This is a genomic window from Flagellimonas okinawensis (genome assembly GCF_029194005.1).
GTDB classification, from domain to species: domain Bacteria; phylum Bacteroidota; class Bacteroidia; order Flavobacteriales; family Flavobacteriaceae; genus Flagellimonas; species Flagellimonas okinawensis.
In genome coordinates this window covers 220,947-237,500 of record NZ_JARFVA010000006.1, presented here as the reverse complement: position 1 = coordinate 237,500, position 16,554 = coordinate 220,947, and the positions used below count along the sequence as shown (strand labels likewise).

The window sequence follows — 16,554 nt, the reverse complement described above, 5'->3', positions numbered from 1 at the left end:
TGTTGGCAAGATCCACGGCTTCAATCTTTAATATATTTTCGCCATCTGTCAAATCCAAGGTATTCAGGTTGATTTCGTATTCTTCTTCAGTTATCTCTTGTAGCAGCAAATCATTGATATAGGTTTTAACAGAGGTGAGTCCCTCGTTATCACTGACATTAAAGGTGACTGCGTTAGTGTCCCCACCTATAACCTGACCATTGGTCAAGGAGACCTCGGTAATTGCAGGCAATTCGTTGTCTATATGAATGATCTCCTCTTTAGAGGTTTCATTGCCCGAAGTATCGGTAACGGTGATTTTAAGGGTGTAATCCGTAAATTTTCCGGTTAGGTTGTTTTTGGAAGCGTAGTTGGAAATATCAATGGTGATTTGATAGGGAGCCATTGTGTCCTCGCCCACTTTTTCATTGTTCAAGAAGGCTTCCACTTTGGCCACTCCACCTGCATCCGTAGCATCGATATCCACCACGATCTGATTACTGAAAACAAGGGGCTGGGTTGTTGTTCCGATAGTGCTTCCCGGTATGGTAAAGTCGACTTCGGGAGCAACCACATCCGGTTCCGGTTCCGGGACTGGATTTTCGGAGTCTGAAGAGCATGATAAAAAAATGAAGAAAGCACTTAATAGTAGTTTAAATGCATGTTTAGTTTGAATGATCACGAAAATATTTTGATTAAATCTCAATTGCATATTTGAATGGTTGATATTTTGTTTCTACTTTATAGCTAATAATTACAAATTATTGAAAGGCTAACAGGATATTATTGAAAGATGAATTCCCTGTTCGGACTATTGAAGTTGCCAGTTCTCGAGGCAAAAATCAATTGGTACCAATCTGTGACATCCAGTACATTTTTTTGATCTTTTACTACTTGATTTATATAATCCTCATAGGTTAAAATAGATTCGTAGGATAGTAGTTCGACTGATTCTACCTTTATGCTGTTGGATTGTTGAGCTTCTTTTACAAAATGATTGATGACCTCAGGTAATTCTGGGATTACCACATTGGTAGATGTTTTACTATTAAATGTAATGTACCAGTCGTAATTTAAATTGTCAAAATCAATACATTGCATGCGTCCCAAAATATGTTCATCGCCTTGAATGCTTACTTCGACAATGCTATTGTTGTTGGAATAATTTAGGGTCAAATTAGGTATTGTATAATTTGCCAAAGGCAGCCCTTTACGTTGTGTATAATACTTTCCAAAAAGTAAATGATGGTTATAACTATAAAAACTTGTGTTCAATTGATAGTTATTGGCAATACCGGTCCCACCGATAAATGTTGAATGGTATATTTGATGAAAAAGTTTGTTATCAGCATCTTGTTGGGATTTAAATCCGTTGATGATCAAATTGGAATATTGGTCAACTAATGATCCTGGTGCTTCAACAACAAGATTTCTTGTTTCCACACCATCTGTAATGAAATCATTCTTGTCAAGTACAAAATTACTATCGATAGGTCTGTCTACTATGAGGTAAGAATATCCTTCAGGAACATTGGACTGGTATGTTTGGTAAAAGTAAAACGAGTCAAAATCTTTGGTTTGGTCTCCTATTGAAGAGGCTGCCAGGCTAATATAGCCTTCTGCAGTAATTAGCGAAGAATCGTAATTTGCAGTTGAAAGAAGATATGCCCCACCTTTGCCTATTGTGTAATCCCCAGCATTGAAATTTATCGCTGGATATTCGTATGAGTTTCCAGCATTAAACCTTTTCGGTTCTGGTAAGTTGATGACCCCCGGGTTGTTTCGTGTTAAATTTTGATGGGTCGATATACCTGTCATACCTCCATTATCCTGCAGATAAAATGTTAGCATAAATTCATCTGTATTCGTAAACTCTTCTGGGGAGCTCAAAACAATTTGCCTATCATCTCTTGACATTTCCTTATAGGTAACAAGTGTGCCATCCATTTTGGAAATGAAAACAATAGGTGTGACAATAGCAGGGTGTATCCTATCTTCTGGTATGTTAATGGTTATCAGTTTTCTTTCAATATCGAAGGGTGTTTCAAATGTGGATATATTGGAAAGCTCATCCATGGCGACTATTCTCAAGATATTGGCTCCCACTGTAAAGTTATCGGGAATAAAATCATATGTTGGGGTTGCACCATTCTCAAACAAGGCCAAACTCTGTTCTCCTATCAAAAACTCAACGGATTGGACAGTTGAATAGGAATCGCTTATATCGGAAGTAATCGAAATGGGGTCATAGACCTTATTCAATTCCGTATTGAGATTAATTTCTGGCCCTGTGTTGTCCGAAATAAAAACCACTTCGTATGTGGCCGTATTATCGGCCAGATCTATGGCCTCTATACGGAATGTATTTTCGCCATCGGTCAACCCCAATGTATTAATGTTCACCTCATAAACCTCTTCTGTAATTTCTTCCAAAAGGGTGTTGTTTAAAAATGTTTTTATGACGGACAGGCCTTCGTTATCACTTACGCTGAAAGTGATTGAATTGGAATCTCCTGCAATGGCTTGACCCTCGGTTAGAGAAACCTCGGTAATCGCAGGCAATTCGTTGTCTATATGAATGATCTCCTCCTTAGAGGATTCATTGCCCGAAGTATCGGTAACGGTGATTTTAAGGGTGTAATCCGTAAATTTTCCAGTTAGGTTGTTTTTGGAAGCGTAGTTGGAAATATCAATGGTGATTTGATAGGGTGCCGTTGTGTCCTCGCCCACTTTTTCATTGTTCAAAAAGGCTTCCACTTTAGCCACTCCACCTGCATCCGTAGCATCGATATCCACCACGATCTGATTACTGAAAACGGGTGGCTGGGATGTTGTGCCGCCTGTGCTTCCCGGTATGGTAAAGTCGACTTCGGGAGCAACCACATCCGGTTCAGGTTCCGGGACTGGATTTTCGGAATCCGATGAGCAAGAAAATAAAACAATAAGGCTTGTTAAAGCAACAATGGTTAGTTTAGGTAATTTCATTCTGGTATTTTGTTTGTACCTAAATCTATTGGATTTCCACAAAAAATCACCTATGAAACAGGGAAAAAAGTAAGAAAAATCGTTAAAACACTGTCAATTAGCTTACTGAATATATTCTTGTTCCAAGTTATTACCGGATGTGACCATCAAACCAAATAGGCAACCCCTATTCCAAGAATGATAACTACCAGTTTCCTTAAGTTAAAAGCGTGTCCTTGTGCACTTTCAAATAAAATTATAGTGGAGATGTGGAAAAAAACACCAATGGCCAAGGAGGTCAGTAAATGTCCATGATCGTTCATCCATGAAGATGTGGATATGTAGCTGCCCAATGGTGTCATCAAGGAAAAAGCACCAATAAACAATAGGGTAGTGGCAAGCTTCATCTTGGAATTGATCAAAAATATACTCAGAATGATGGCAATAGGGATCTTATGTATGATAATTCCGTAAAGTATGGAATCATTACCATGAATTGGAACGCCCTCTACCAATGCGTGGATGCATAAACTTAGAAATAATAGGGTAGGGAATTTGTTTTCCTGTAAATGTACATGCATATGCCCATGTTCTGCGCCCTTGGAGAAAAACTCCAAGAATACCTGTAACAATATCCCGCCCAAAATATAAAGCGCTACGGTTTTAGGTTCATGACCGTTGTAGACATCTGGGAGGAGCTCAAAGAAGGTCAAGGACAACAAGAATGCGCCACTGAAGGCCAAGAGCAGTTTTATATTGTCGTTGTTCTTTGGTTTGGTAAACCAAACAAAGCCAAACCCTGTCCATACGGCAATAATCGGAATGATATAAATAACAACGGAAGGAAAATCCATAGGCGGAATTAAAGGAGCAAAAATAACCTATTTTTGTGGAAAGTTTTTATGATTATATGGCAGGGAATTTTAAGATGATGGCCAAGACCCTTTACGGATTCGAACCTATTTTGGCCAAGGAACTCCGTAATCTGGGTGCAGGGCATGTGGAAGAAGGTGTGCGTAACGTAAGTTTTGAAGGGGACACCGGTTTTATGTACAAGGCCAATCTATGCTTAAGGACGGCATTGAGGGTATTTAAGCCGATCAAGACTTTTCGGGTATTCAACGAGAAGGACCTTTATAGGCATGTTTACGAAATAGATTGGACGGAAATATTTGATGTAAGCAAAACCTTTGCCATTGATAGTATAGCCAATACCAAGGTGTTCGATAATTCCATGTTCGTTTCTTTAAAGACCAAGGATGCCATAGTGGATAAGTTTAGGGATGTGGTAAGAGAGCGCCCCAATGTAAGGACACAGGACCCCGACATTCGGATAAATATCCATATTTACAACAATACGTGTACCGTATCATTGGATAGTTCGGGCAACTCCTTGCACCAGAGAGGGTATCGTATTTTAACCAATATTGCACCAATAAACGAAGTGTTGGCGGCCGGACTCCTGCTACAAAGCGGATGGGACGGACAAACGGATTTTTTTGACCCCATGTGTGGTAGCGGAACGTTTTTGATAGAGGCAGCCATGATTGCATGCAACATCCCTGTGAACATTAATCGGGAATCCTATTCATTTATGCACTGGAAGGACTATGATTCGGAGTTGCATCATAAGATTGTGGATGCCAGTTTAAAAAAGGTAAGGGAATTCCATCATAAGATCATTGGATATGACAAAGCCCCATCAGCTGTTCGCAAAGCACAAGAAAATGTGGATCATGCGAACCTTTCCGATTATATAACCGTGGAGCGAAAGGATTTCTTTAGAGTGGATAAACCGGTGGAGGGCAAGTTACACATGTTGTTCAATCCACCCTACGGGGAACGATTACCGATTGAGATGGAGATTTTCTATGGAAAGATAGGGGATACCCTAAAACAGGTTTATCAGGGAACGGAGGCTTGGTTGATTACCTCCAATCTCGAAGCTCTAAAGCACGTTGGGCTAAAGACATCAAAAAAAATAAAGACCTTTAACGGTAAGTTGGAGGCCAGATTGGTCAAGTACGATATTTATGAAGGAAGCAAAAAGTTCAATAAGGAAGAAACAACTTAGTTGTATATGCAACAAAAAAGTGTGACTTTGTCCTTGAAAGGGTTTGGTTCAAGCTAAAAGAATTGTTTAGATTTGGTGTGTGTTTAAAACACGACTAACTAACTCAACCAAATTTTATAAAAGGAGTCCCTGTGGCTCCTTTTATTATTCCGACCAAATAGCAAGTTCGTTACCGGACGGATCGGTGAAATGGAACCTTTTTCCACCGGGAAACTCAAAAATTTCCTTACTGATCTCTCCTCCCGCGGCGATAACTTTTTCCCTTATTCCAACCAGATCACTGTAATAAAGTACTATCAATGTTCCATTGACAATGGGCTCTGGGCTCAATTCAAAACCACCTGCAACACCACTTTCAGAAAATGAGGTGTAACTCGGGCCGTAATCGGTGAAGGTCCATCCAAATGTTTGACCGTAAAACCGTTTTGTCTTTTCAAGGTTCGTGGCCTTAAATTCGATATAGTCAATGGGAGCGTTCATCTTATTGGCCGTTTTCTTTTTCTTTCTTTTTTGATTTTTTGTAAAGTGGGATAAAGTATGAAATGGAATAATTGTAGTTCACGCCAAAATTACTTCCATCGGTAACTTTATTGAAGCCAGGTATCCACAGGTTCGGGAAATCTTCATTTTCTGAATTGGTGATCAAAAAGCCTAGTCTAGCGCTCATCCCAACAAAGATGTTTGCAAACAACTCCACTTTTGCACCGATCACAAACTCCAACCAAGAAGCCGATAATCCTGTAAATTCACGATTCGGGTTTTCACCTGGTAAAAAATCAGGGTTGAAAAATTGATTGGTCTCATAAAGGCTATAGTCGTTCAGGGTCTGGTTGAACGTGGCAAATCCATAACGTCCGCCAATGGTTATCGCATTGTTCATGCCATACCAGTTCTCATAGGTGTTCATGTCCACTCCGGCCTTTATATAACTTCCAGAAGTTTCGTAATCGTACAATAACGTATTGTTCAGGTTCTCATCCTGCCGTTTGGTTTCGTTGCCGATCTCGGCCGCGAGATACAACTTGTGGGTAAGGCGAAAGTCCCCGACCAATTCGAGCCCGGTGTAATCCTCATCCACAAAAGAAAGCACCAATTTGCTGATATCCGCCCCAACACGAAGTCCGTAACGTTCCTTGTACTCGACCGTATCCTTTTGCGAAAGGTCTATCGGTTCATTTTGTGCTTGTGCCATAATGGGCAACAGGCAAAGAAATATACTAATGAAATATTTTGACATGGATGTTATCGGTGTTTTCTACGTTGGGTTGAACAACGCTAATATCTTGAATCCAGTTTTCTCCGCCCTCTGTTACCGAGATCGAAATGTTGTTGTAGTTGGTAACGAATCCGCAGGCCCTGGATATAAAAGCCTCTCCCAAATCATACGAAATGGTCAGGGTATCTATATTTCCAGTTTCCAGTTCCGTTTCACTATCATCCGCCGAATCAGAAATAATTTGATACATGGTCGTTGTGGCATTGCTTCTTAGCGGGACCAAAATCGAATCCGTGATATTGGACCTGTCACCGAAAGCTCCTAAATAGGAATCGTTGGTGATCACACTGTCAATATCCATGTTGATCACGCGGATAGAGGATACCGTTTTAAAAGCGGTAGTATCCTCATTATCATAAAAACCGATGACCAATAGGGGTGTGTCCCCGTCAATACAGATATCGTCCTTTTCACAGGATGATATGTAAAATAACATGGAGGCAATAAGTAGGATGGGGATTATCTTTTTCATTCCGGTTACCTAAGGGTTTTAATTCGAAAAACTATACCCGTTTTTCCAAAAGTACAACATTTTCAACGTGATGGGTCTGTGGGAACATGTCCACTGGTTGCACCTTTGTAACAGCGTACATTTCTTTCATCAGTGCCAAATCACGAGCTTGTGTCGCGCTGTTGCAGCTCACATAGACTATTTTTGACGGTCCCACCTGTAATAATTGCTCAACCACCTGTTTATGCATACCGTCCCGTGGAGGGTCGGTTATGATCACGTCTGGTTGACCATTGGCTGCAATAAAATCATCGTTGAACACATTTTTCATGTCACCTACATAAAAATCCACATTGGAGATATTGTTGTGCAACGCGTTGGCTTTGGCATCTTCAATGGCTTCGGGCACGGATTCCACACCAACGACCTTTTTGGCGTTTTTGGAAACAAATTGGGCTATTGTTCCCGTTCCGGTATATAGATCATATACAAGTTCATCACCTGTGAGTCCGGCAAATTCCCTGGTCACTTTATAAAGTTCATAAGCTTGGGCGGAATTGGTCTGGTAAAAGGATTTTGCATTGATCTTGAATTGAAGCCCTTCCATTTCCTCAAAAATATGATCTCGACCCGCAAAGCAGATGACATCTTGATCATAGATGGTATCGTTTCCTTTGGAATTGATCACATATAACAAAGCGGTGATCTCGGGAAAAGTTTCATCTAGATGATTGAGGAGCAGTTCCCTTTTTTTGGTGTCTTCCTCAAAGAATTGAACCAGTACCATAATCTCACCTGTTGATGATGTGCGGATCATCAATGTGCGTAAAAGCCCTTCTTGTTTTCTGGGATTAAAAAAGCTTAGGCCGTTCTGGTTGGCAAACTGCTTTGTTTCCAAACGTATGGCATTGGAAGGATCTTGTTGCAGATGACATTTTTTAATGTCCAATATCTTGTCCCACATACCTGGGATATGGAACCCCAAGGCATTTCTATCCTCAATTTCGATATCAGAATTGATTTCCTCCGGGGTCAACCAACGGCTATCGGAAAAGGAGAACTCCATTTTGTTCCTGTAGAAATACTGTTCTTTGGACCCAAGGATAGGAGTGGTCCCGGGCAACTCAAGATTGCCTATGCGCTTTAGGTTGTTCTCTACCTCTTTTTGTTTGAAGTAGAGTTGGTGCTCGTATCCCATATGTTGCCATTTGCATCCCCCGCAAGTACCAAAGTGCTGGCATACCGGTTCCGTTCTTTTATCGGATAGGGTGTGGAATTTGGTGGCAACCCCCTCAAAATAAGCTTTTCGTTTTTTGGTGGTCATTACATCGACCACATCACCGGGTACGGCATTGGTCAAGAAAATAACCCGTCCATCCGGAGCTTTCCCTACGGATTTTCCCTTTGCTCCGGCATCGACTACCTCTACGTTTTCAAACGTTTTTCTCCTTCTGTTTTTACGCATGCCGCAAAAGTAAGTTCTTTTTGGTATTTGGCAGAATGCAGCTTCTTAAATTGCATCTAAACTTTCGAATAATGGAAGACGAATCACTTTTAGAAAAATTACGTTTTCATCAATTAATTTGTAATTTGCGGGCACTCCAAGGGATGATTTCTCTCCCACGCTGCTTTTTCGAGACTTCGAAAGAATAAAGGTACAGTAGGAATGGTTATTTTATCAATTTTAATCATTTAATGAAATGGCTGTTTTAGAGCATTTAACATCGCAGCAAGCGATAGATTTGGAAAACAAGTACGGAGCGCACAATTACCATCCACTTCCTGTGGTTTTGAGCAAGGGAGAAGGTGTATATGTGTGGGATGTGGAAGGGAAAAAATATTATGATTTTCTCTCTGCATATTCTGCCGTGAACCAAGGACATTGTCACCCTAAAATTGTTGGGGCCATGGTGGAGCAGGCAAAAACGTTGACCTTGACTTCACGGGCATTTTACAACGATATGTTGGGAAAGTATGAGAAATATGCAACGGAAACTTTTGGTTTTGACAAGCTATTGCCCATGAACACAGGGGCTGAAGCAGTGGAAACTGCCCTGAAGGTTTGTAGAAGATGGGCTTATCAGAAGAAAGGTATTCCAGAAAACCAAGCCCAAGTAATCGTTTGTGAAAATAACTTTCATGGAAGGACGACCACTATTATTTCTTTCTCCAATGATGAAGTGGCAAGAGAAAACTATGGCCCATACACCGAAGGGTTCATAAAAATCGAATACGATAATTTAACGGCTTTGGAGAACGCACTTAAAAGTAATCCGCACGTAGCAGGTTTCTTGGTGGAACCTATCCAAGGTGAAGCAGGGGTGTATGTGCCATCCGAAGGTTACTTGAAAGGTGCCAAAGCCCTTTGTGAAAAATACAATGTACTTTTTATCGCTGATGAAGTGCAAACCGGTATTGCCAGAACGGGAAGGTTGCTGGCCACTTGCGGCAATTGTAGCTGCGCGGACAAAAATTGTAGTGGAACACCGGATGTGAAACCCGATATCTTGATTTTGGGCAAGGCCCTTTCGGGTGGCGTATATCCTGTATCGGGCGTTTTGGCCAATGACGATATTATGGAGGTGATCACACCGGGAAGCCACGGAAGTACCTTTGGTGGTAATCCTGTGGCCGCTGCCGTTAGTATGGCCGCTTTGGAGGTTATCAAAGATGAAAACCTAGCTCAAAATGCCGAGGAACTTGGTGAACTCTTCCGTGAAGAGCTGAACAAGTTTATTCCTACTTGCGACCTTGTGGTCAAGGTGCGGGGTAGGGGATTGTTGAATGCCATTGTGATCAATGATACCGAAGATAGTTCCACTGCATGGGATATTTGTATGGCCTTGAAGGAAAATGGTCTGCTGGCCAAGCCAACACATGGCAACATTATTCGATTTGCGCCACCTTTGGTCATGAACCGAGAGCAATTGATGGATTGTGTTTCCATTATTATCAAGACCCTAAAGGATTTCTCTAAATAGAATCTATAAAAATGGCGGTCCTTTGACCGCCATTTTTTATTTATAACATTGCTATTGAAACTTTCTTTAGGAAACGGCAGGCTCTAATAGTTTCAGCTGTTTTTTATATGCATTAAAGCTGGCTTCGATACCGATGGGCAAGGTCGAGTTTTGTGGAATATGTCCAAAGCTCATCCCATATACCGCAGGTATGCCCAATGGCCCTATTCGGTCCATGATCACTTCCCTAAGAGTGAAATTGTCCGTTGTCCGTTTACGGTCACAACCTTTGCAGACCCCGAAGATAATTCCTTTTGCCTTAGTAAAACTTTCAACATCGGTAAGTTGGGTGAGCATTCGGTCTATGCGATATGGGGCTTCTTCCACGTCTTCCAAGAAAACGAGCTTGTCCGTAAAATCTATTTCATAAGGGGTGCCGATCATTGCGGTTACCAAGGATAGGCTTCCGCCAACAAGTTCGCCTTGACCCGTTCCAGCGTGTATGGTATACCGATAGTATTCACTGTTGCGATATTGTTTGGGATCCCGCAAAATGGCATTTTTAATGGGCAGGGTTTCCTCTGGTTCCATCAAGACTTTTTGAAAATAGGATTGACTGTATTCATCATCTAATGTGCTTCCAACTGGACCGTGAAAACAGACAAGGCCGGTCTTTTTGTAGATGGCATTGAGCAATGCAGTAATATCGCTAAAACCAATAAGTGCCTTTGGATTGTCCAAAATCGTGTCGTAATCCAACATATCCAAAATGCGGGTGCATCCGTAACCGCCCCTGGCACAAAGAATGGCATCGATTTTTTTATTGGCGAACATTTCGTTCAAATCCTTGGCCCTTTCTTCATCCGTATTACTGAAATAACCAAAATTCCCCTTAATGCGATCAGTGTAATAGGTTTTGAACCCCATCTTTTCCAAGGTGTCCACTGCCAGATATAGTTTTTCTTCCGCAATGGCAAAACCGGGAGCGACAAGACCGATGGTGTCACCGGGATTCAATTTTTTAGGTTTGATCTTTGTGTTGAGTTGCGCTAAAGGTTGGTTTCCCCAACTGGTTTGATGCAATAGTGTTGCAGCACCAAGAACTGTTGCCGATTTTAAAAAGCTTCTTCTTTTGGACATTTTATGGGATTATGCAAAGCAAGCATAAAAATGCACAAAATTTAGAATAAAATCATGCTTTAATCACTGTTTCTTTCTTCCCTGCGCAGTTGCCTCTGAATTTTTCTTATTGCGGACTCAATGGATTTTTCAGGTTCTATGATATTGTACTCCCCCCAAAAGTTCGGATCGGAAAATCCTGAGGCCTCATCACTTAAAATTATCGATTTTTTGATGCGTTCACGAAATCGCGGTCTTTCGTCACCGGGATTTTTTTCCCAATCGGTAATCGCCATTTCCGCCGTCATGCTGTATTGGGAATTGAACCATTTGTCCTCCCAGTCTACTTTGAACTCCATGAATACGCTACTGTATCCATAATACCATTTTCCATCTTTTTCCCTATAATCCACGCGATAGGAAACTTCAGTGGGCCAAACATCTACCTTGGCCGGTTTTCTTCGCACGAAAAGCTCGGCCGCTTTTTTTCGATCGGTAATGTTCAAAGAGAAAATGGCGCCCGTCAATATCTTATGCTCTACATCAATATAGAGTTCACCTTGATATAAGGGTTCCAATATGCCCTCATATTGTTTAAAACGGATCACATAGATCAACTGGTCGTTGATCCGTGTTGAACGGTCAAAAACGAATTTATAGTTCGAGAGGGATTCCTCGGAAAATATGTACTCGGGATATTTCATCATATCCACATAGAGCGTATTGTAGGGGCCTCCCTGTAATTTTAGCGCCACGGTGTCCAATTTGCTGTAATCGGTGCTCTTCCTGGCCTTGTATAGTTCGACCGCGTCGTCCCTGGAAGCATTGTAGGGCGTTTTATACACATTGACCACAGCTTCTGCCAATGATACGTTTCTCCTTCTTCTTTTAATGGTTTCCCTATAAAATGCCGTCATTAGTGCAGGGTCGTCAAAATAATTATCATCCCTGTTCTTTAAGGTTTCCTTTACCAGGGCCAAGGCGTCCTTGGGTGCATTAATATTGATCTCTGAAAGCTGTGTCACTGAAATTTGCAAGGTAATTTCGTTGCCCTCCGGTTCTAAACTGGAAATGGGTACCATTTTGGTCTTGTATCCCAGGAAGGAGACAATAAGGTTCTTGCTCAAATGTTCCTTGGGCACTTTTAGCAAGAAATTGCCCTCCGTATTGGTGATGGTGCTAATATTGGTGCCTTCAACGGAAAGGGTTGCAAATACCAAGGCCTTGTTACTGGATTCCTCTTTTACCTCTCCACTGTATTCATTGTAATCGACCACGGCCGTCTCTTCTTGAAGGGCATTCGAAGCTATGGGCAATAACAGTGCAATGGTACTTAGTACCGAAAGTATTATGTTCTTTGCATTCCTAATTGGAACCGATGATGGGGTTTTCGATGTCATATCCGCAATTTTTCCTAGTTACTTTTAATAAATGTACAAAAAAATGGATATAGGAATCAATGCCATTTTAGTTAAAAAATGGCCTTAAACACCTTAAAATCATGGTAAATAGGCTAATCTACCATGAAAAGTGCATTGGCAAAAAACAATTTTCCATTTTCCCAGAATCCACGGAACAAAGGATTGTCCACCATGTAGATCACTTGTCCGCGTCCATGGTTTTCCACCCCGAACACCAAGGATTCCGATATGCGCTTTTGCGCTTCGGTTCCTGCAAAACCAGAAAATGGCTTGGTATTTCCTTCTAGATATACCGCATTTCCATTATCGAGATATTCGAAAGCACTGCTGCCCAATTTAAGGGAGAAATAGTCGGACCCATATCCGTAGGCCAAGGGGTTGGTATTGTCCACTTTGGTCTTAAAGATTGCACCGGTAATGGCCCCTTTGATACGTTCTCTTTCCCAATCTTTGTAGGGTTGTGGTTTGTTGTCTCCGGAATCCTTTTCCAATTGCTTTCTTTTTATCCCAAATCCTTTTTCACCGTCCAGTGCATCAATCGAGCCTCCCATGGCAATGATCTTACCTCCTTTACGCACCCAATCCTTAAGATTGGACAATTGTTCTTCGTTAAAATGGTTGCCGTATCGTCCATCGGGCAGCACCAAAATTTGATATTCGTTCAAGTCAACCCTGTTGGCATAATCGTCATCGATCACGGTAAGTGGATAATTCAATTGTTGTTCAAAAAAGTGCCATATCTCCCCAAAACGAAGTGTTGAGGTAGGGCCTCCCGATAAAACGGCCACTTTTGGCTTGGTTATCATTTGAATGGACGAAGAACCAAAATCTTTTCCGGAATCCACAAATCCAGTAGTCGTGGAGGTCAAGTCTTTTTTGAAGTTTGATGCTATAGTCTGGAGGGACTGGATAAAATCCTCCTTGTTTTCGTTATCTCCCTTGGTGATGATCAACGTACCGCGTTCAAAGGATTTTCCTTCAATACTGAATGGATGATCGGTTTTTCTGACCCGGATTCCCTCTTTGAGCAATGCTGCCAAAAAGCGTGCATCCTCCATACTGTTCCAATCGGTCAAGTAGGCATAGCTCCCGGTTGTGATATTTGTCCTAGCTTGTGCTTGCTGTGGACCTTGTCCGGAAACCTTGGATGTCGAGGCTATGGCGTCCAATCCATAGGCATAGGGCAGGGACCATGCAGTAATGTCGTAGGTCAGTGAATCAGAAAGTTTGGCATTGGGTTCAAAAAGTACTTTGACCAAAGTGCCTTTGGGCTGATCGGTCGATACTACCATCCCGTTCTTGTCGATACTTAGACTCCCACTGCTGCCCGATGTGTAGCTGTGCCCGCGATAGGAACCGCTGGATAGGTCCCCATACTCAATATTGTGCTTGTCCAAAAGTGATTTTAGGGCATTTATTTTATCGTTATCCCCTTTCAGAACGTAGCTCTTGTACTTGAATTCTTTGTTCTGGTGGAACTTTCTGAATTCCTCGTTCAATTTTTCGGCATTTTGTGAAGATACCTCTACCGTGGAAAGCCCGGTCGTGAAGTGGTGGGCAATACGGTCCTTTAAGGTAAGTGTGTCACCGATCGCTGTCACAATGCCCAAACCGGCTTGCCCACTGCCCCCTTGCTCGTAGGTCATACCGATGGCGCCATTGTAAATAGGATAGGTGTCACCATAGCTTGGATACAACAAATCAAAGACCTCTTTGGTAAAATAGAACCAACCATTGGCATCGAAATACTTGGCATGGTTACGGCCCAAGGTTACCTGGAAATCACGCTGGAAATCCGTAATCACTTCGTGATAAGGCTCCGCAGCGGGCGCAAAATAATAAGGGTTGTTCACTCCTTGCTCATGGAAATCGACATGGATGTGCGGCAACCATTGGTTGAATACTTTCAAGCGCTGTTGGCTTTCAATTTGGGTAAGCCAAGCCCAATCACGGTTAAGGTCGAACATGTAGTGGTTGCTACGTCCGCTCCACCATCCTTCGTGGTGTTCCTTGCTGTTGGGGTCGACTTGGAAAGGTGTGTTCTTATATTGATTGTACCAGTTACTGTACCTGTCACGTCCATCGGGATTGATGCAGGGATCCATGATCACTACGGTGTTATCCAAATACGAGCTCTTTTTGGTCAAGAGCTCATATATTGTTTTCATGGATGCTTCCGTACTTACACTTTCGTTTCCATGAACGTTGTAGCTTAACCAAACAATGGCCTTGGAACCACTTCCAGTTCCATTGGTATCCTTTAAATGCTCCTGACGGATATTTTCCAGGTTGGAAAGATTCTCCGCGGAAGAAACGTAGGCCAAAATAAGAGGCCTGCGCTCATTGGTCTTTCCGTAAACTGTCAGTTTTACCCGGTCCGGAGCGGATTCGGCCAAATATTCGTAGTAATCCACGACTTCATGGTGACGGGTAAACTGTGTTCCAAGTTCATACCCCAAAAATTCGGACGGGGACATCAATTGTTGTGCGGAAACGGAAAAGGAAACAAAAAGAACGAGGGAAAATAAAAATTTGGTCATGCTTTGGTTATTAATTCGACCAAATCTACTAATAAATTGTCCCAGAAACCTAATTTTATTGGCTAGTGCTGGTTAAAATTGCATAAAATTCAATTAACGTATTTTTAGGAACAGAAAAAAAGAAGAGACTTATCTTTGAACACCTCATTACAGTTTTAATGGAAGTAGAATGTATACCCTTTAAGGAGACCGGTTATTTTTCCCGATTAATTTGTGATTACCTCGATCAAAAAGAAACATTGTCCCCCTTTTATAACAGGTACCCGAAACCTGAAAATTTCGGCGATCAAATCAAGGAGAAGGCGGCCAATTATCCAAAGTCCAACCGATCGGTACTGGTTGGTTCTCTGATCGAACAGTACAAAGGGGTAAACGTTTCCAAGGAAACACAAAAAAATATCGATTCCCTGGGTTCCGAAAATACCTTCACGGTGGTTACAGGTCACCAGTTGAACTTGTTCACGGGTCCGTTGTACTTCCTGTACAAAATCGTTTCCACCATCAATTTGGCAAAAAGGCTGAACAAGCAGCATCCCGATCAACATGTGGTGCCCATTTATTGGATGGCGAGCGAGGACCACGATTTTGATGAGATCAATTACTTCAACTTACACGGAAAAAAGGTGCTTTGGAACAAAAAGGCAACAGGTGCGGTAGGAAGGTTGCCCACAGATGGTTTGGATGAAGTGTTTGAAATTTTTGCATCCGAGCTGGGCAATTTGGGGTTGACAGATCGATTGAAGGACCTTTTCAAGGAAGCCTATCTTGGCCATGCAACCTTGACTGAAGCTACCCGTTATTTAGCAAACAGCTTGTTTGGAGAAGAAGGTTTGGTAATTGTGGACGGCGATGACAAAGAACTCAAGAAATTATTGGTTCCCTATGCCAAAACCGATATTCTAGATCATACGCCTTTTGAAGAAATTTCTGGAACCATCAATAAATTGAGCAAACTTTCCACGGATTACAATATCCAGGTCAACCCAAGGGAAATCAATTATTTCTATTTGAAGGATGGGCTGCGAGAACGGATTGTTCTAAAAAAAGGAAAATACCACGTCATCAATACCCATATTGATTTTACCGAAGAGGAGCTTCTTGATGAATTGGAGGCATATCCCGAGCGTTTTTCCCCAAATGTGGTGGCACGTCCCTTGTACCAAGAAGTTATTTTGCCCAACCTGTGTTATATTGGCGGCGGCGGCGAATTGGCCTATTGGTTGGAATTAAAGGCCTATTTTGAGAAGGTAGGGGTGACCTTTCCTATGTTGATGCTCAGGAATTCAGTATTGCTCATCACCGAAAAGCAGTCGGAAAAGGTCGAAAAAATGGGACTTACTGTGTCACATCTGTTCATGAAGCAACATTCGCTGATCAATAAAAAGATACGTGATATTTCCAATATAGATATTGATTTTTCACCACAGAAAAAGCTCTTGGAGGAGCAGTTTCAGCAAATGTACGCGTTGGCCGAGAAAACCGACAAGAGTTTCTTGGGTGCGGTCAAAGCCCAGGAAGTAAAACAGAAAAAGGGATTGGACAATCTTGAAAAAAGGTTGTTGAGGGCCCAGAAACGCAAATTAAAAGATCATGTGGTCCGGTTGACCGATCTTCAGAACGCGTTGTTTCCCAATCGATCTTTACAAGAGAGACAACTCAACTTTTCGGAAATCTATTTGGAAATGGGGGATGATATGATACCCTTATTATTGGAAACCTTAGATCCTTTTTCGCAGGACTTTACCATTCTAAAGCACTAGAAGGGCACTT

General features: G+C 41.9%; 13 protein-coding genes (1 of these 13 cut by a window edge). 3 read left to right on the top strand and 10 right to left on the bottom strand.

The genetic code is table 11. The features are described from left to right. The 3 genes from PY091_RS15960 to PY091_RS15950 all read right to left on the bottom strand — a co-directional run. Nucleotides 1-691: the start of an Ig-like domain-containing protein gene (locus tag PY091_RS15960; RefSeq protein WP_275650594.1), read on the bottom strand. It extends 1,592 nt beyond the left edge of the window; only the first 691 of its 2,283 coding nucleotides appear in the window; the start codon lies at nt 689-691; its stop codon lies off the left edge, out of view. Nucleotides 692-762: 71 nt separating this feature from the next. After that, nucleotides 763-2,964, bottom strand: a complete 2,202-nt coding sequence (locus PY091_RS15955; protein WP_275650593.1) for an Ig-like domain-containing protein — start codon at nt 2,962-2,964, stop codon at nt 763-765. A gap of 146 nt (nt 2,965-3,110) precedes the next feature. Then, nucleotides 3,111-3,797, bottom strand: coding sequence for a ZIP family metal transporter (locus PY091_RS15950; protein ID WP_275650592.1), 687 nt, complete (start codon nt 3,795-3,797; stop codon nt 3,111-3,113). A gap of 56 nt (nt 3,798-3,853) precedes the next feature. Between PY091_RS15950 and PY091_RS15945 the strand changes: the two genes are divergently transcribed. Beyond that, nucleotides 3,854-5,017: a THUMP domain-containing class I SAM-dependent RNA methyltransferase gene (locus PY091_RS15945; RefSeq protein WP_275650605.1), complete on the top strand. Its 1,164-nt coding sequence runs from the start codon at nt 3,854-3,856 to the stop codon at nt 5,015-5,017. A 144-nt stretch (nt 5,018-5,161) separates the two neighbouring features. Here PY091_RS15945 and PY091_RS15940 read toward each other — a convergent pair whose 3' ends face one another. From PY091_RS15940 to rlmD, 4 genes are read right to left on the bottom strand one after another with little or no spacing between them, the layout of a single operon-like run. Continuing rightward, nucleotides 5,162-5,497: a VOC family protein gene (locus PY091_RS15940; RefSeq protein WP_275650591.1), complete on the bottom strand. Its 336-nt coding sequence runs from the start codon at nt 5,495-5,497 to the stop codon at nt 5,162-5,164. A 1-nt stretch (nt 5,498) separates the two neighbouring features. Then, the gene (locus tag PY091_RS15935) at nt 5,499-6,254 is read right to left on the bottom strand and encodes a DUF6048 family protein (protein WP_275650590.1); all 756 of its coding nucleotides are present in this window, start codon (nt 6,252-6,254) and stop codon (nt 5,499-5,501) included. Next, nucleotides 6,235-6,765, bottom strand: coding sequence for a DUF6452 family protein (locus PY091_RS15930; protein WP_275650589.1), 531 nt, complete (start codon nt 6,763-6,765; stop codon nt 6,235-6,237). The genes PY091_RS15935 and PY091_RS15930 overlap by 20 nt, the downstream gene beginning before the upstream one ends. A gap of 31 nt (nt 6,766-6,796) precedes the next feature. After that, the gene (rlmD, locus tag PY091_RS15925) at nt 6,797-8,209 is read right to left on the bottom strand and encodes a 23S rRNA (uracil(1939)-C(5))-methyltransferase RlmD (protein ID WP_275650588.1); all 1,413 of its coding nucleotides are present in this window, start codon (nt 8,207-8,209) and stop codon (nt 6,797-6,799) included. Between the two features lie 235 nt (nt 8,210-8,444). Here rlmD and rocD point away from each other — a divergent pair, with 235 nt between their 5' ends. Next, nucleotides 8,445-9,725, top strand: a complete 1,281-nt coding sequence (gene rocD / locus PY091_RS15920) for an ornithine--oxo-acid transaminase (RefSeq protein ID WP_275650587.1) — start codon at nt 8,445-8,447, stop codon at nt 9,723-9,725. A 66-nt stretch (nt 9,726-9,791) separates the two neighbouring features. Here the strand turns inward: rocD and PY091_RS15915 are convergent, their stop codons facing one another. The 3 genes from PY091_RS15915 to PY091_RS15905 all read right to left on the bottom strand — a co-directional run bounded on the left by PY091_RS15915 (nt 9,792) and on the right by PY091_RS15905 (nt 14,784). Beyond that, nucleotides 9,792-10,844 (bottom strand): S66 peptidase family protein, encoded by a 1,053-nt coding sequence (locus PY091_RS15915; protein WP_275650586.1) that lies wholly within the window; start codon nt 10,842-10,844, stop codon nt 9,792-9,794. 59 nt (nt 10,845-10,903) lie between these two features. Beyond that, a complete protein-coding gene (locus tag PY091_RS15910) occupies nt 10,904-12,223 on the bottom strand; it encodes a carboxypeptidase-like regulatory domain-containing protein (protein ID WP_275650585.1) in 1,320 nt (439 codons plus the stop codon). Nucleotides 12,224-12,336: 113 nt separating this feature from the next. After that, complete coding sequence (locus tag PY091_RS15905; protein ID WP_275650584.1) at nt 12,337-14,784, bottom strand: M14 family metallopeptidase; 2,448 nt, start codon at nt 14,782-14,784, stop codon at nt 12,337-12,339. A gap of 158 nt (nt 14,785-14,942) precedes the next feature. Between PY091_RS15905 and bshC the strand changes: the two genes are divergently transcribed. Then, entirely contained in the window at nt 14,943-16,544 is a 1,602-nt protein-coding gene (bshC, locus tag PY091_RS15900) for a bacillithiol biosynthesis cysteine-adding enzyme BshC (RefSeq protein WP_275650583.1), read from the top strand. The last annotated feature ends 10 nt before the right edge of the window (nt 16,545-16,554 follow it).

What these genes read in the sequence shown, in the direction of transcription:
- PY091_RS15955 (WP_275650593.1), bottom strand. Translation starts at nt 2,964, where the DNA reads ATGAAATTACCTAAACTAACCATTGTTGCTTTAACAAGCCTTATTGTT.
- PY091_RS15950 (WP_275650592.1), bottom strand. Translation starts at nt 3,797, where the DNA reads ATGGATTTTCCTTCCGTTGTTATTTATATCATTCCGATTATTGCCGTA.
- PY091_RS15945 (WP_275650605.1), top strand. Translation starts at nt 3,854, where the DNA reads ATGGCAGGGAATTTTAAGATGATGGCCAAGACCCTTTACGGATTCGAA.
- PY091_RS15940 (WP_275650591.1), bottom strand. Translation starts at nt 5,497, where the DNA reads ATGAACGCTCCCATTGACTATATCGAATTTAAGGCCACGAACCTTGAA.
- PY091_RS15935 (WP_275650590.1), bottom strand. Translation starts at nt 6,254, where the DNA reads ATGTCAAAATATTTCATTAGTATATTTCTTTGCCTGTTGCCCATTATG.
- PY091_RS15930 (WP_275650589.1), bottom strand. Translation starts at nt 6,765, where the DNA reads ATGAAAAAGATAATCCCCATCCTACTTATTGCCTCCATGTTATTTTAC.
- rlmD (WP_275650588.1), bottom strand. Translation starts at nt 8,209, where the DNA reads ATGCGTAAAAACAGAAGGAGAAAAACGTTTGAAAACGTAGAGGTAGTC.
- rocD (WP_275650587.1), top strand. Translation starts at nt 8,445, where the DNA reads ATGGCTGTTTTAGAGCATTTAACATCGCAGCAAGCGATAGATTTGGAA.
- PY091_RS15915 (WP_275650586.1), bottom strand. Translation starts at nt 10,844, where the DNA reads ATGTCCAAAAGAAGAAGCTTTTTAAAATCGGCAACAGTTCTTGGTGCT.
- PY091_RS15910 (WP_275650585.1), bottom strand. Translation starts at nt 12,223, where the DNA reads ATGACATCGAAAACCCCATCATCGGTTCCAATTAGGAATGCAAAGAAC.
- PY091_RS15905 (WP_275650584.1), bottom strand. Translation starts at nt 14,784, where the DNA reads ATGACCAAATTTTTATTTTCCCTCGTTCTTTTTGTTTCCTTTTCCGTT.
- bshC (WP_275650583.1), top strand. Translation starts at nt 14,943, where the DNA reads ATGGAAGTAGAATGTATACCCTTTAAGGAGACCGGTTATTTTTCCCGA.